The organism is Oleiphilus sp. HI0132, from assembly GCF_001635845.1.
Genome location: NZ_LWGJ01000870.1, coordinates 1 through 16384, shown reverse-complemented (window position 1 = coordinate 16384; position 16384 = coordinate 1). Strand labels below are relative to the sequence as shown.

Genomic DNA, 16384 nt, shown 5'->3' with positions numbered 1-16384 from the left:
AGGAGGAAATATGAGTAACAAGTCCATTATTCAAACAGCAGATGCACCGGAAGCAATCGGAACCTATTCCCAGGCAGTAAAAGTCGGCGAGACCGTTTTTTTATCTGGCCAGATCCCGCTGGACCCAAGTACGATGAGCCTGGTAGAAGGCGATATCAGCACGCAAATCACGCGAGTATTTGATAACCTTACCGCTGTATGCAATGCCGCAGGCGGTACACTTCAAGACATAGTTAAACTCAATATTTTCCTGACAGACCTAGGACACTTCGCCACCGTGAATGAAATCATGGCCAAGTATTTTGAAGCGCCTTATCCCGCAAGAGCCGCCATTGGCGTCGCATCACTACCTAAAGATGCTCAGGTTGAAATGGATGGCATAATGGTGATGAATTCATCTATTTAGGTTTGTCTTAACATCGCCTGATAACCTTCTCGGAAAGTCGGATAGTGAAGTTGATAAGCACTATCCAACATTCGCCTATTGGAACACTGCTTATTTCCGCTTCGCCGTTTTGCCTGCTCGGAAGGTTGGGTATTGATGGTCAGCCCCAAGTGCTCTGCTAGCCAGATAATCACTTCATTAAGATCTACTGGTTCACTATCACTAGCAAGATATAGCGGCTCCAACGCTGAGCCTTGAGCATTCAAGCGAATTAAGTGCTCAATAAAACCCACGCAATCATCTTCATGAATACGGTTACTTCGACGTAAGGCTTTACTTAAAATAGCCGCGCCACTTTCCGCAGACTGCTTTACCTGATTAATTAACTGGCGACGAGAACCACCATAGATCCCGCTAAAACGAATAATCGTGCTGGGTATGCCGCTGTGTCGAAGTAGACCTTCCGCTTCAAAGATAAGCTTTCCTGAAAACTGTTTTGGTTCACAAGGGCTTTGCTCATCTATCCAACTATCATCATTCTGGTGATAGACACTGCTACTGGAAACAAAGATCAATCGCTTTAAGCGCTTCGGATTAGGAAGCATCGTAAGCGTGTTTTCTAAACCCGTGACATAGGTATCACGATAAGCCTGTTCGGTGCGCTGGGAAGGCGTCAGGCAATAAATCAGGTAATCAACACCATCAGTCAGGACTTGTGAAAACACCTCTTCTAAACTCGATGCCTCTCGAACATCTGCAGCAAGATAATGAATGTCATCCTGAGACATTTGAGGTCTTCGGCGTAAACCAAAAACTTGAAAGTCACTTGAAAGCCTCTTCGCTACGCGCCCACCGATTTTACCGCAACCGACTATCAAAACCTTCTTACCTTGCATAGCGCCAAGCCTTTTCTATATGATTTGTCGCTAGTATAAAACGAAGTACTCTAAAAGACATTCGTAGATGCATGGAAGTACCTGCACTCACACAAAAGGGTTAAATCGGCATGGCAGCGCTGGAGGAAATAGAGCTTACGCAGTTAAAAGGTGTGGGCGCCAAACTGGCTGAAACACTTTCCAAGCTCGATATTCACAACATGCAGGACCTACTCTTCCACCTGCCTTTTCGTTACGAAGACCGAACTCGTATTCACTCTGCAGCCTCGCTTCGCCCCGGCATGCAAGGCTTGTTTGAAGTGGAAGTGCTCGGTAGTAGAGTCGTTCATGGAAGAAGGCGTAGTCTAGAAGTCAAAGTAAAAGACGCCAGCGGCACCGTTACACTGCGTTTTTATCACTTCAGCGCAGCTCAAGCCCGGCAACTTCAAAAAGGTACCTACCTGCGTTGCTATGGTGAGGCCAGGCTTGGAAAGCTGGGAATAGAATTCTATCACCCTGAGTACAATATCATCACAGGGGACGAGAAGAATACCGCACCCGAAACTTTAACTCCGGTTTATCCCTTAACCGAAGGAATTCAACAAGCAAGACTCCGTGCAATCTGTCGTCAAGCGCTTGGCTGGCTGGATCGCTGCGATGTCCGCGATCTACTGCCGCCTAGCATTCGAAAAGCCTACCAGCTACCGGAACTTAAACATGCACTAAGTTACTTACATGCTCCACCAACCGAAGCCGACCAACTCGCTTTGCTAGAAGGGCGGCATTTATGTCAGCAACGCCTTATTGTTGAAGAATTACTCGGGCATCACTTAAGTCTGTTAAAACTCCGCAAAGGCGTACAAAGTCACCAAGCCTTGCCTTGCCAGAATAATAGCCAGCTAGGCACTCAACTGCTTGAGCAGCTCCCCTTTGAACTAACCGGTGCACAAAAAAAAGTGTGCAGCGACGTCGACCATGACCTAGGCCAAGCCTTCCCCATGCTACGATTGGTACAAGGCGATGTCGGCTCAGGTAAGACCATCGTTGCGGCCTTGGCAGCCTTAAAGGTTGTAGAGTCGGGTGCTCAAGTCGCTTTAATGGCTCCCACTGAAATTCTTGCCGAGCAACATCTATTGAACTTCAGTCAGTGGTTTGCCGAGCTTAAGCTTCCTGATGGCAACTCGATAGAAATCGCATGGCTAAGTGGTAAGTCAAAGGGCAAGACCCGAGCAGCCGCCTTGGGAAAAATCGCATCGGGTAATGCTCAAGTCGTCATCGGCACACATGCTTTGTTTCAAGATGAAGTGAAGTTTTCACGCTTGGCCCTGGCGATTATCGACGAGCAACACCGCTTTGGTGTTCACCAGCGTTTATCCTTAAAAAACAAAGGGCAAGACTCCGGTTTGGTGCCACATCAGCTCATTATGACCGCCACGCCCATACCCCGGACATTGGCAATGAGCGCCTACGCCGACCTCGACACCTCGGTAATCGATGAACTCCCCCCAGGCAGACAAAAAATAGAAACCTTTGCCATTCCAGATAGTCGACGCTCCGAAATGGTTGAACGGGTTAGAAAATCTTGTGAAGCCGGCTGTCAGGCCTATTGGGTTTGCACTCTTATAGAAGAATCTGAAGCCCTGCAGTGTCAGGCTGCAGAGGAAAGCCTGGCCTGGTTACAAGCTCAGCTAGGAGGTTTGGTTGTCGCCTTGGTTCATGGGCGAATGAAGGCTCAGGATAAAAGCCTAATCATGGATCAGTTCAAAGAAGGGCGTATTGATGTATTGGTTGCTACGACTGTTATTGAAGTCGGTGTGGACGTTCCCAATGCGAACCTTATCGTTATTGAAAACCCTGAGCGCTTAGGGCTCGCCCAGCTACATCAGTTGCGCGGCCGCGTAGGAAGGGGCGCTTTAAAAAGCTATTGTGCGCTAATGTACCACCCACCTCTATCCGCCAATGGCAAAGAGCGCTTAAGTGTAATGCGCGAAAGTAACGATGGCTTTGTCATTGCCGAGAAAGATCTGGAGTTAAGAGGCCCTGGTGAAGTTCTGGGTACCCGGCAAACCGGTATGGTCGAATTTCGGATTGCAGACCTTCAACGTGACCAAAATTGGCTTCCTGAAGTCAAAACCATGGCTGCACAAGTGTTTGAGGACTCCAAGCTCAGTGAACTATTGATTCGTCGATGGGTCGGCGCAAAGCGTGTTTATGGCGAAGTTTAGTATTTTTGTTACCTTCGACTAAATTGACGAACTGTTTTGCTGGATTGATCTACACTTAGCTTATTGATATGGAAACGCTTATGGATAACAAAGAGTTAAATGACATGATACCCGCGGTGGTGAATAAAGTTTTTGAACAATACCAGAATGATGCCGAAATTAATTTGACTGAAGCGGACCAGCCAGTGTTAGTTGACCGTGAAGGCATTCCCGATAGCCAGATTCTGAAAACCATCTTGATGGCAGACACACTAGGGCGTTCGCAGCTAATATTTTTAGCCGACAGTATGCTGGATGTCGACAGTTTGAACAGTAAGGTAGGGCGCTCATTCGAAGCGCTGCCACATGAGGATGTACACAGCCTAATCGCCGTGCATAGCATCAAAACGCTTCCGGCTATTCCGGATATCACCGGTTTACCGGCGATTGTCGATGCTCGTGTCATCGAACAGGATACCGTCTATATCGAAACCGATGAAGCAGATAAACTGATCAAGCTGAGTAAAGAGGCCTTTTCAGCCTCAACTAGAAAAGCTAAAGTCGAAAGCTTTGCAGTGCCTCTATCATCGATACCTTACAACATAAATCAACCAGGCAGTGACCTTGAGCAGATCAATCAAGCGATTGAGAAGTTTACCTCCTTACGTATTAAACAGCGCTTGGAAGACACTCTTGAGCTTCCACCTCTGCCTCAGAGTGCACAAGAAATTATTCGCCTTCGCTCCAACCCTGATGCAGGCGCTGATGAACTGGCAGATATCATCGAAAAAGATCCAAGCCTTGCTGCTCAGGTAGTTAGCTGGGCTTCCAGCTCATTTTACAATGCACCCGGAAAGATCAAGTCAGTTCACGACGCGATCATCAGGGTATTGGGCTTTGATATGGTGATGAACCTGGCAATGGGTTTAGCTCTGGGAAGAACACTAAAAGTTCCTAAGGATGAGCCAAAAGGTTATGCCCCCTATTGGCAGCAAGCCATGTGGCTAGCTCTAGGTACGACCTCAATTCTAAGCAAAATTGACCCGACTTATCGCCCCAGTTTCGGCTTGTCTTATCTTTCGGGCTTGCTGCATAACTTTGGTTATTTGGTGCTTGCACACGTCTTCCCGCCTCACTTCTCGTTGATGTGTCGCTATATTGAAGCAAACCCCCATTTAGACAGTGGCTATATTGAGCACTTCTTACTGGGCATTACTCGTGAACAAATTGGTAGCCAGCTGATGTCTGTCTGGAATATGCCAGAAGAAGTCATTATTGGCTTGAGACACCAAAAGAATCAGGCCTTCGAAGGTGTAAATGCTGAATACGCCGGTTTACTGCAGCTCACTCAACATATGCTGGCTGACGCAGGCGTTGTTCCTAAACCAGCCGACAAACTTGATGAAAGTATTTATACCCGTCTGCACATCACACCAGAAAAAGCCGAGGAAGCTTTGGCACAATTACTGGAAAGCAAAGATGATGTTGCAGCCGTGGCGGGTCTCATGGGGCGTTAGTTTACTTTACTTGTTAGAGAAAGCCCGGACATCGTCTCGGCCTTTCTCTATTTATATTTCATTAAAGTGTACATACTCTAAACCAGTGGTAGAATAGCTGAAGGATTATTTAAATAAGGATAGCCGGTAGTGTTTAGTGGTAATTTGATCAGTCGTGCAATAAAACTCTCACTAGTGATAGCTCTAGTAATCCAACTCAGCGCCTGTGCAACGAACTTTAGACAAGCCTTACAAAATCTAGAAGCACACAACTATCCTGAAGCCCTTCATTATTTCGAGCAGGACGCAAAGCTCGGCTACCGAATTCCCGCATTGCATGCAGCGAACCTTTATATCCTCGACTATCAAGTCCCTAGAGATCTGGAAAAATCCCGTCTTTATCTCGATATCGCAGAAAAAGCAGATTATGGGCGCTATGACCAAGCTTATGACTATTACATACCCTTGATAAAAGCCTACCAAATTCTTGCTGACACTGAAGAGCCAGATAAGTCATTAGCTTTTAAAATCCTGAAAAGCGAAAAGTACCAGGAGTATTATTGGGCATTGGCAGTATTAGCGCATAGCAGCCTGGTTGGGCACGGGACTGAGCGTAATCTTGACAATGCACGCTACTATTTTGAGAAATCGATTGAAAACCAGGTTTTTGACAGCTCCAATGCTTTCTATGCTTGGTGGCTGGCAACATATCCCAATGATTCATTTAGAAACCCGCAACGTGCTTTAGAAATGATAGAGGATATCATCGATGATGAGGACCTTTCAGACCGCCCTCTTTTTCTAGACACTGCTGCTGCCGTTTATGCGGCTAATGGTTTATTCGAACGAGCAGTAATCACGCAAAGGGATGCTTTATCGAGTTTAAAATACTATAGCGCCAAGCACCACTATATGGAGCAGTACCAAGCATCTCTCAACGCCCGCTTGGAATTGTATGAATCTGGCAAACCCTGGATATTTTCGGATGAGGAGATCGCTTTGTGCGGCTACGACTCAAAGCGTTGTATGAAATCACTACTTTCAGTAACGCCTATTGATAAAATGTCCCTACAGCTGGACATGCACTAACTTAGGTTTTTTGAACCTGTTTCTTACGCCGCTTCATCTTCGCATGTAGCAGGTCATTTTCTCCATATTCTTCCAAAATTCGCTCCAGCGTTCGCTCTACTTTGCTGGTAATACGAATTCGCTCCATCTGTGACCAGGTTGCCAATTCCCCTTGTCGAACCAGCTCTAGTAACTCGGCTTCAGACAGCGGGCTAAGTATTTGCCGAAAATCGAATTTTCTAAAATCCGGGTAGACATTAATATTGGCGCTGTATTCCTGGTTTAGCACCGAGGCAACGGTATTCATCAAGACATTAAAACGCGTCCAGTTTGGAGTATATTTCTGACTCACGGCACAAGTTGCTTTGGCAAAACGGCTAGCACTCTTATGCGTTAGCCAGCGTACCCAACTTGGAATTCTCGTGTTATCCCAACCATCTTTAGTAAACAATACGATCGGATTAATCAAACTTCCGATATAGTGATTCACATCGTATAAACGAGCCAAACGCTTAGCCGGCAAGTCATCACTAAAAGAACCGTCTATCCAGCGTCGTGTGGGTAGATAGGCTTGACGCTCACCAAGCTCATTCTTCGCTTCCAACATGACAGAAGGGAAAATACCGGGCACTGCACACGAAGCAAGCACAGCAGTACGAATATAAACATTTGGTGAAGTAATCGCATTCAACAAACGAGAGGTCTGATGGAGTTCTGCAGGCGCTACGGAAATATTGATCCGACGGCCTGTGAGTTCATACGCTTCTTGGAAGGTCAGATCAGGTACCAAACGATTGAGCACATGCTCTTCAAAATCTTTGATATCAGCGCGCTTTCTCTTTCCATACAAGAGCTTTTTAAGCCAGCCTGCATTTTCTTTCGCCTCAGCTAACATTCTCACTGGCTGAATGAGTTCTTTTAGCTCCAAATCTGTATGCGTACCAAATATGGCTGTAATGACCGAGCCCGCACTAGCGCCTGATATAACACTTGGTAGAAGATTTTGCTGAAGCAAGGCTTTTACAACACCAATGTGGAAATGTCCAAGTGCACCGCCGCCACTGAGCATCAGCGCTGTTCGGCCGTAGCAAAGGCTGGCTCGATGAAAGAAGTCTAGGCGCTCTTCATAATCGATCTGCGAGGCATCTAATTCTGCGATATGCTCTATGGACTCAACTATCTCATCGACATACTCTTCGATAAGTTTCTTCGTACCATACTTGGCATGGTTATAGAGAACAGGCTTACCCATTCCCCCCATATTGCCATGTATACCTTCATTCAGAGCGAACAGTAAGCCATGATAATTGTTGTCTCGACGAAGCCTCTGAAGAGCTTCTAGACGATGACGAATCTGTTTGTAGTCATATTCGCTTGTATGCTCAAGCTCTTTCCATTCGCTGGCACCCGAAGCCAGGTCATGTTTTTCTGCCGCACTGCACCAAGCCTGATAGCTTTCTGCAGCGGCCATGTTGATTTCAAGCTTAGCTAGTTTCTTGGATGAGCTTTCAAAAAACACTCGTACTCTCCGAAGTAAAGTCATGATTGCTTTCAAGCTTAACAGGAGATACCACTTTTCGCCGTATTATTTACCATTTTATGAGTATTCTTCAGGTTTTGTATGACCCAGATCATTCTTGAAGTGCCATCGCTTTACTCTGCTCCATGTTATGATACGCGCCGTCCTTTCAATCACTTCGAGTTTCCGATGACTATTGAAATCATTCCCTTTGAACGCTTGCTCATCGCTTTTATCCCTACTTTCTTTGTGATTGCTCTAATGCGATATTGGGGGCTGGCATACGGAAAAGCCTGTTACTCAATCATCCGCATGCTACTCCAGCTGCTATTAATTGGCTACGCGCTGATCATGATCTTCGAATCAGAAAGCAGCTTGCTCACCTTGGCTGTTCTATCAGTGATGATGCTGGCATCGAGCTGGATATCTCTAAACACGCTGTCAGATAGCACTGGCAACAACGCACTATCAACAAAGGGACGCTTTCAGTTATTCAGTAAAGCGCTGATTGCGGTATTTATTGGTGGCGGTTTAATGCTTGCTCTGGTCACACAGCTAGTGTTACAGCTAGACCCTTGGTACTTGCCACGTTATATGATTCCACTAGCCGGGATGATTTTTGCAACCTCAATGACCAGCATTAGTTTGGCTGGCGAACGTTTACAGGCTGAACTTCGTAGTGGCCATGTTTACGAAACTGCACGGAATACGGCTTTCAACACGGCAATGATTCCAAATATCAATGCAATGTTCGCCGTCGGTCTGGTCTCGCTACCTGGAATGATGACGGGGCAAATACTCTCTGGCGTATCGCCTTTTATTGCCGCTCGCTATCAGATAATGGTGATGTGTATGCTATTTGCCGCTGCAGGGATCTCTTCAGTCATTTTTATGACCTTGAGCCGATCATTATTAGATAAGAAATTGGAGTCAGAGTAAAAACAGCCATTTTTACTCTGACCCCAAATATGGGGAGCTTACTGCATTAAAGGGGAGTCGGACACACTAAAGTCGAAACCTTCAATGTCGGCATCCATAATTAATGAATGAATATACTGGGCAATCGCTTTACGTCTAACCTTTTCATTCAGGTAATCAGAAATTCGTTCTTTAACCATCTCATAAGGTAAAGCTTTACCTTCTTCTTTGTGGTTAATGAAAACAACATGCACACCATAACGGCTTTCGATTGGCGCACTGGCTAAACCTTCAGGACAATTGAATAACTGACGTTCGAATTCTGGCACAGTTTGGCCTTTACCAAGCTGCCCAAGGTGACCACCCGTCTCTTTTGAAGGGCATTTGGAATGCATCTTGGCCAGCTCTTCAAACTGCCCAATATTTTCTTGTAAGCGTTTAATCAGTTGCTCTGCCAGTTCCGTTGCTTCGGAACGAGCATTGGCATCATCGGGTGATGCATCAAGCAAGATATGACGCGCCTCGACCAAGGGGCTGGTCATGAATTTTTTAGGATTTGCTTCAAAATACTGACGGCAATCATCTTCACTGGCCGAAGGTACTTCGACTTCGGTATCTAACAAAGCTTCAAGAAACGCATCTTCAGTACTCTGGGCTTCTTGGCTCTTTGCACCACCTGCTAGATTTAAAGCTTCAGCACGCTGCTTAAGAAGCTCACTGATAATCAGAGACTCACAAGCCTTATTTTTCGATTCCGTGTGCGTTTGGGCCACGTGGTACTGCATTTCTTTGACGATGGCTGTTTCATCAAATTCTGTTTGATTCACTCGGATCATATCTAACTCCAACTTAGTCTATATTTTCAAAGGGGTCAGACTCGATTGAAACTAAGGTTTCAATCGAGTCTGACCCCTTTGAAAATATCCCCGCGCTTTGCGGGGATAAGATGGCTATTAAGCCTTACTACGTACAACCTGATAGTTACGAGAGAAGTACTTAACTGGCACACTCCAAACATGAACTAAACGGCTGAATGGGAAGACCAAGAACAAAGTCATACCCAAGGCTACGTGTAGCTTAAAGATTGGGTGAACATCAGCAATCGCTGCTGAAGCTTCAACGCCGTTAAACAAGACCATATTTTGCGCCCAGCTCATTAGCTTAACCATTTCAACACCATCCAGGTGACCCATCGATACGAAGATCGAGATCAAGCCTAGTAGTAGCTGAACCAACAACAAGAGTAGGATAAGGATATCCATTCTTGAGCTAGTCGCTCGCACTCGCTCATTACCTAAACGACGCTTAACAAGAATCACCAAGCCATATAAGCACACCAGGCCAAAGAAGCCACCCATGCCCATTGCGACCATTTGCTTGAAACTATCGCTTACGCCAAGTGTTTCCCATACCACATGTGGCGTTAATAGGCCCACAAAGTGCCCCATCAAAACCATAATGATACCCACGTGGAAAGGGCGGCTGCCTTTTCGTAATTGAGCACTTTCTAACATCTGGCTTGAACCAGTTTTCCAGGTATATTGATCGCGGTCGTAACGCACAATCGAACCTAAAACGAACACTGCCAAAGCAATGTAGGGGTAAATTCCAAAGAATAAATGATTTAAGTAATCCATTTTCTTATCCTCTCTTATCGGAGATAGAAGATTGTGACGAGGACGGCGTGGCATCAAAACCTACCCAGTTAACCGGGATATCTTGGTCACGACGCTGAGCTTCGCTGGGTCGACGCGTTGAAGACTCGCAGCTTTTATCTAGTGACTCAGCACCAAACTTCACTTCTTCCTCTTCCCATTCTTTGTCGATTGCTTTTTTCGTGTCATCTCGCTTCTCATCAGCGATTTGCTCACGAATTTCGTCCAATTCGATCTTACTGTCAGCAAAGTCCAGAAGCGCCTCAAACAAAACCGAGTAATCACTTTTACGTTTTTCCAAGCGACACTGGATCAAGCCTAAAATATGCTCCATTTCCTGCAACCAATTCTGGGCGTTCTCTTTACCTTGGGTTGAGAGAAACTCCAGGAACAAGGGGATGTAGTCAGGCAACTCGTGCTTGTCCAGCTCTAAACCTGCTTCGCGGTACATATCGACCAGATCTACCATTGCCTGGCCACGATCACGGGATTCGCCGTGTACGTGCTCAAACAACCATAGCGCGACCGAACGTCCACGATCGAATAGACCACCGTATTCACTCTGCCAGTCCATTAGATCCATCGCTGCCCGGTTTTCAATAAACGCCAGCAACTTGGTTTCGATGGCTGGCGCTAGGCCAGCCTCCGCTACCACTTGATCCAATTCACCTTTGTAAAGAAGGATGTCTTCCCGTGGGTAATCCATCAAACAAGATACAACAGCTAGCACCTTCGCATTTGAAGTATCCATCTTAGTCACCTCCTGAAACCGCGATGATATTCGCTCGGTTACTTGGTTTGTTACCACCAAACATGTTGACTTCGTTGTTACCATCGCTACAGCCATTGCCGAAGCTGAAACCACATGAACTCTTCATGTCGTAAGCATCTTCTGCGTAAGCTTTATGGCTTGATGGCACGACGAAACGGTCTTCGTAGTTAGCAATCGCCATGTAACGATACATTTCTTCAACCTGTAAGGCTGTTAAACCCGTCTTCTTCAAAACTTCCAGATCTTCTTTGCCTTCTACTTGCTGTGAACGCTTGAATGAACGCATTGCCAGCATTCTTTCTAGTGCATTCACAACTGGCGCTTCTTCACCGGCCGTTAGCAAATTAGCCAAGTACCGTACCGGAATACGCAGTGACTTAATGTCTGGAATCACACCGTCCATACCAATACGACCCTGCTCAGCAGCATTCTGGATTGGGGATAGTGGTGGGATGTACCAAACCATTGGCAGCGTACGGTACTCTGGGTGTAACGGTAGCGCTACTTTCCAGTCCATTGCCATCTTATAAACAGGTGATGCTTGAGCCGACTCAATCCAGCTATCAGGAATGCCTTCAGCGCGTGCCGCATCTTGCACTTTAGGATCATTTGGATCTAGGAAGATATCCAACTGTGCCTGGTACAAATCTTTCTCTAGCGGCGTTGCTGCTGCTTCTTCGATACGGTCTGCATCATAAAGAAGTACACCCAAGTAACGGATACGACCTACACAAGTCTCAGAACAAACTGTTGGCTGGCCCGCTTCGATACGTGGGTAACAGAAAATACACTTCTCTGACTTACCAGACTTCCAGTTGTAGTAGATCTTCTTGTATGGGCAACCCGATACACACATTCTCCAACCACGACACTTGTCTTGGTCGATCAATACGATACCGTCTTCTTCACGCTTGTAGATCGCACCTGAAGGACAACTTGCAACACAAGCCGGATTCAAACAGTGCTCACATAAGCGTGGCAAGTACATCATAAAGGTCTTTTCGAACTGACCGTAGATGTCTTTCTGCGCTACTTCATTGAAGTTTGAATCAACTTTACGTTTAGCGAACTCCGTACCTAGAATCTCTTCCCAGTTTGGGCCCCAGTTGATCTTCTCCATGATTTTGCCAGTGATCAGCGACTTCGGACGAGCCGTTGGCTGATGCTTGCTTTCTGGCGCAGTATGCAGATGCTCGTAGTCGTAATCGAATGGCTCATAGTAGTCATCGATTTCGGGTAGGTCAGGGTTACCGAAGATATTCGCCAACACACGCATCTTGTTACCTTGACGCGGTGTCAACTTACCATCGTTACCACGGACCCAACCGCCGTTCCATTTTTCCTGGTTTTCCCACTCTTTAGGGAAACCCACGCCTGGCTTAGATTCAACATTGTTAAACCAAGCGTATTCAACACCGTCACGGCTCGTCCATACGTTCTTACAAGTGATAGAACAAGTGTGACAGCCGATACATTTGTCCAGGTTCAGGACCATGCCTATTTGTGCACGTACTTTCATCGCTATGCTCCTCGCTCTTCAGACGACTCGTCCAACCAGTCAACTTTGTCCATCTTACGGACGATTACAAATTCATCTCGGTTACAGCCAACGGTACCGTAGTAGTTAAATCCGTATGCTTGCTGTGCGTAACCACCGATCATGTGAGTAGGCTTCATAACCGCTCTTGTAACAGAGTTATGCATACCACCACGTGTCTTGGTTGTTTCAGCCCCCGGCATATTTATTTGTCGTTCCTGTGCGTGATACATCAAGCTCATACCTTCGTTTACACGCTGGGAAACGACCGCACGACATGCAATGGCACCGTTAACATTGAACACTTCGATCCAATCGTTATCTTCGATGCCTGCTTTTGCTGCATCAACTTCCGAGATCCAAACAATCGGACCACCACGTGAAAGGGTCAACATCAACAAGTTATCAGAGTAGGTTGAGTGGATACCCCATTTCTGGTGAGGTGTAATCCAGTTCAATACGATCTCTTTGTTGCCGTTTGGTTTCTTGTCTAACAAAGGCTTAACTGTCTTCATGTTAACTGGTGGCTTATACAAGCACTGGGTTTCACCGAAGTCACGCATCCACTCATGATCCTGATAGAACTGCTGACGACCTGTCACTGTTCTCCATGGAATCAACTCGTGTACGTTGGTATAACCTGCGTTATAAGATACGTGCTCATCTTCCAGACCTGACCAGGTAGGAGAAGAGATGATCTTACGAGGCTGCGCCTGAATGTCGCGGAAGCGGATTTTTTCCTCTTCTTTCGGCTTAGCCAAGTGTGTGTGATCTTTACCGGTAAACTCTGACAGTGCAGCCCATGCTTTAACCGCTACCTGACCATTAGTTTCTGGTGCCAGGCTCAAGATCACTTCAGAGGCATCAATTGCCGACTCAATCTTCGGACGACCCTGATGCGCGCCTTCTTCAGTGTGCTTATAGTTAAGCTCACCCAAGAACTTCACTTCATCTTCAGTGTTCCAAGTAATACCCTTACCACCATTACCTAGTTTCTCTAGCAATGGGCCAAGCGAAGTAAAGCGCTTATAGGTATTCGGGTAATCACGTTCAACAACGGCTAGGTTTGGTGCCGTCTTACCTGGAATCAGGTCACACTCACCTTTCCACCATGCTTTCACACCCTCTGGCTGAGCAAGCTCTCCTGGTGTGTCGTGCTGAAGCGGTACCGTGACCAAATCTTTCTCAACACCCAAGTGGCCTTCACAAAGTTCAGAGAACTTCTTGGCAATACCTTTGAAGATATCCCAGTCAGATCTCGATTCCCAAACCGGGTCAATCGCTTTAGAAAGAGGGTGAATAAACGGATGCATATCCGACGTATTCATATCGTCTTTTTCGTACCAAGTTGCTGTAGGTAATACAACATCTGAATACAAGCAGGTAGTCGACATACGGAAGTCTAGCGTCACTAGCAAGTCGACCTTACCCTCGACTGGCGTATCGTGCCACTTAACATCTTCTGGCTTCTTGGCGCCACGTTCATCAAGGTCTTTACCTTGAAGACCGTTCTTAGTACCTAGAAGGTGACGAAGCATGTATTCATGACCCTTACCTGACGAACCTAATAGGTTTGAACGCCAGATAAACATATTATGAGGATGGTTTTGAACATCATCCGGATCTTCACAAGCAAACTTCAAAGAACCGTTCTTCAATTGATCAACCGTGTATTCTTGAGGAGTTTTACCTGCCTTCTCAGCATCTTTAGTCAACTGCAATGGGTTAATTGCTAATTGAGGTGCTGATGGCAACCAACCCATACGCTCTGCACGCGTATTGTAGTCAATGATAGAAGCTTGCCACTTAGACTTATCAGCCAAAGGTGACACAACCTCTTCCATTTCCAATTTCTCATAACGCCATTGGTTTGCGTGATTGTAGAAGAAAGAGGTACCGTTCATTTGACGTGGTGGACGCTGCCAATCCAAACCAAATGCTAGCGGTAGCCAACCACACTGAGGACGCAACTTCTCTTGTCCAACATAGTGAGCCCAACCGCCACCAGATTGACCGATACAACCACACATCATCAACATGTTGATAACGCCACGGTAGTTCATGTCCATGTTGTACCAGTGGTTCATCGCCGCACCGATAATGATCATGCTGCGACCAGTCGTCTTGTTTGCATTGTCTGCAAACTCTCGTGCGATCTTGATGATCTGCTCACGCGGCGTACCGGTGATTTTTTCTTGCCATGCTGGCGTGTATGGCTTGTCTTCGTCAAAACTTGATGCTGAATTTGCACAGTTTAAACCGTGCTCAACACCGTAGTTTGCAAGAGTCAGGTCAAATACAGTTGCAACCAACTTCTCACTACCATCTGCTAACTTAATTTTCTTAGCAGGTACTTTACGTAGTTGATTCGCATCGTGATCAGTATGATCAAAATAACCGTATTCGTGCTCTTGTCCACCGAAGTAAGGGAAGGAAACTTCAACCACTTCGTCTGCACTATCTTTTAGTGATAAGCCTAATTTGATCTCTTCGCCGGTATTACCGTCTAGCTGATCAATATTCCACTTACCTTTTTCACCCCAGCGATAACCTATTGAACCGGTAGGTGAAACCAACTCATTGCTCGCATCGTTAACTGCAATCGTCTTCCACTCAGGGTTGTTTTCTTGACCCAAGTTACCATCGAGATCAGAGGCTCTTAGGAAGCGACCTTGCTGTAAGCCTTGATCAGACTCTTCTAACATAACCAAGTAAGGGAAATCAGTCTTGGTACGCACGTATTCAGTGAAGTAAGCACTTGGCTTATCTACGTGAAACTCTTTCAGAATAACGTGACCCATTGCCATCGCTACCGCTGAGTCTGTACCTTGCTTCGCGTGAATCCACTCGTCCGTCAGTTTTGCAACTTCTGAGTAATCAGGTGTAACCGATACAGTCTTCGTACCCTTATAACGAACTTCTGTGAAGAAGTGAGCATCAGGTGTACGCGTTTGTGGAACATTAGAACCCCAAGCAATGATGTAGCCAGAGTTATACCAGTCTGCAGATTCTGGTACGTCAGTCTGCTCACCCCAAATCTGAGGAGATGCTGGTGGCAAATCACAGTACCAGTCATAGAAGCTTAGGCAGTTACCACCGATCAAGGATAAGTAACGAGCACCTGCCGCATAAGAAACCATCGACATCGCAGGAATTGGCGAGAAGCCGGTAATACGGTCAGGACCATATTTCTTAGCAGTGTAAACGTTAGAAGCAGCAATCAGCTCATTAACTTCTTTCCAGTCAGAACGAACCAAGCCGCCCATACCACGTTTTTCTTTGTAGGATTTAGCTTTTGCCGGATCGTTAACAATCGATTCCCAAGCTTTAACCGGGTCACTATGCTGGGCTTTAGCTTCGCGCCATAGCTTCAATAGAGCTTTACGTACCTTTGGATACTTCAAGCGGTTTGCACTATAGATGTACCAGGAATAACTCGCACCACGAGGACAGCCGCGTGGCTCGTGGTTAGGAAGGTCAGGGCGCGTACGAGGATAATCAGTTTGCTGGGTTTCCCAGGTTACCAGGCCATCCTTAACATAAATCTTCCAACTACATGAGCCAGTACAGTTGACCCCATGTGTTGATCGTACAATTTTATCGTGCTGCCAACGACGGCGATAGCCATCCTCCCAGCCACGATCCTCGTTGGTTGTTACGCCATGCCCAGAGGCAAAGTCCTGCTTTTTCGTTTTGAAAAAACGTAACCTGTCTAAAAACTGACTCATTTGTGGTTCCTCACCCTTGTTTGTTTATTCCCATCACTTAACTTCTGTCATGGCCAAACAAACGATTATTTTTGAACAATTGATATTCAAAGCACATTGGCAGTATTGTGTACATAACACGACTCCATTAGTGCGATTGCTCTCAGTATATGGAGGGGCAAGAATATTGAAATTGATTTGCATCAATTTACACCAGGCGGCTCTGGTCATAAAACAGCCAAACTACC

General features: G+C 46.2%; 12 protein-coding genes. 5 read left to right on the top strand and 7 right to left on the bottom strand.

The window, feature by feature from the left end; translation table 11 throughout:
• The first annotated feature begins 10 nt into the window (after window positions 1–10).
• The gene (locus tag A3766_RS09835) at window positions 11–406 is read left to right on the top strand and encodes a RidA family protein (RefSeq protein ID WP_068508651.1); all 396 of its coding nucleotides are present in this window, start codon (window positions 11–13) and stop codon (window positions 404–406) included.
• On the opposite strand, the gene A3766_RS09830 is transcribed toward A3766_RS09835, so the two are convergent.
• A complete protein-coding gene (locus A3766_RS09830; protein ID WP_068508652.1) occupies window positions 403–1281 on the bottom strand; it encodes an NAD(P)H-binding protein in 879 nt (292 codons plus the stop codon). The genes A3766_RS09835 and A3766_RS09830 overlap by 4 nt on opposite strands.
• A 110-nt stretch (window positions 1282–1391) precedes the next feature.
• Here A3766_RS09830 and recG point away from each other — a divergent pair, with 110 nt between their 5' ends.
• The 3 genes from recG (at window position 1392) to A3766_RS09815 (ending at window position 6049) form a co-directional block, all read left to right on the top strand.
• The gene (gene recG, locus A3766_RS09825) at window positions 1392–3485 is read left to right on the top strand and encodes an ATP-dependent DNA helicase RecG (RefSeq protein ID WP_068508654.1); all 2094 of its coding nucleotides are present in this window, start codon (window positions 1392–1394) and stop codon (window positions 3483–3485) included.
• A gap of 80 nt (window positions 3486–3565) precedes the next feature.
• On the top strand, window positions 3566–4981 hold the full coding sequence (locus A3766_RS09820; protein ID WP_197470228.1) for an aminoacyl-tRNA deacylase and HDOD domain-containing protein: 1416 nt from the start codon (window positions 3566–3568) through the stop codon (window positions 4979–4981).
• Between the two features lie 129 nt (window positions 4982–5110).
• Window positions 5111–6049: a sel1 repeat family protein gene (locus A3766_RS09815; RefSeq protein WP_068642148.1), complete on the top strand. Its 939-nt coding sequence runs from the start codon at window positions 5111–5113 to the stop codon at window positions 6047–6049.
• Between the two features lies 1 nt (window position 6050).
• On the opposite strand, the gene A3766_RS09810 is transcribed toward A3766_RS09815, so the two are convergent.
• On the bottom strand, window positions 6051–7547 hold the full coding sequence (locus A3766_RS09810; protein ID WP_197470227.1) for a DUF3336 domain-containing protein: 1497 nt from the start codon (window positions 7545–7547) through the stop codon (window positions 6051–6053).
• Between the two features lie 102 nt (window positions 7548–7649).
• Between A3766_RS09810 and A3766_RS09805 the strand changes: the two genes are divergently transcribed.
• Window positions 7650–8486 (top strand): ABC transporter permease, encoded by an 837-nt coding sequence (locus A3766_RS09805; RefSeq protein WP_197470226.1) that lies wholly within the window; start codon window positions 7650–7652, stop codon window positions 8484–8486.
• A 38-nt stretch (window positions 8487–8524) separates the two neighbouring features.
• Here the strand turns inward: A3766_RS09805 and A3766_RS09800 are convergent, their stop codons facing one another.
• From A3766_RS09800 to A3766_RS09780, 5 genes are all read right to left on the bottom strand, one after another.
• A complete protein-coding gene (locus A3766_RS09800; protein WP_068508658.1) occupies window positions 8525–9301 on the bottom strand; it encodes a peptidylprolyl isomerase in 777 nt (258 codons plus the stop codon).
• 117 nt (window positions 9302–9418) lie between these two features.
• Window positions 9419–10102 carry a respiratory nitrate reductase subunit gamma gene (narI, locus tag A3766_RS09795; protein WP_068508659.1) on the bottom strand — a complete coding sequence of 228 codons (684 nt, stop codon included), beginning with the start codon at window positions 10100–10102 and terminating at the stop codon, window positions 9419–9421.
• A gap of 4 nt (window positions 10103–10106) precedes the next feature.
• Window positions 10107–10871: a nitrate reductase molybdenum cofactor assembly chaperone gene (narJ, locus tag A3766_RS09790; RefSeq protein ID WP_068508660.1), complete on the bottom strand. Its 765-nt coding sequence runs from the start codon at window positions 10869–10871 to the stop codon at window positions 10107–10109.
• 1 nt (window position 10872) lies between these two features.
• The gene (narH, locus tag A3766_RS09785; protein ID WP_068508661.1) at window positions 10873–12411 is read right to left on the bottom strand and encodes a nitrate reductase subunit beta; all 1539 of its coding nucleotides are present in this window, start codon (window positions 12409–12411) and stop codon (window positions 10873–10875) included.
• Window positions 12412–12413: 2 nt separating this feature from the next.
• Entirely contained in the window at window positions 12414–16157 is a 3744-nt protein-coding gene (locus A3766_RS09780) for a nitrate reductase subunit alpha (RefSeq protein WP_068508662.1), read from the bottom strand.
• Window positions 16158–16384 lie beyond the last annotated feature (227 nt).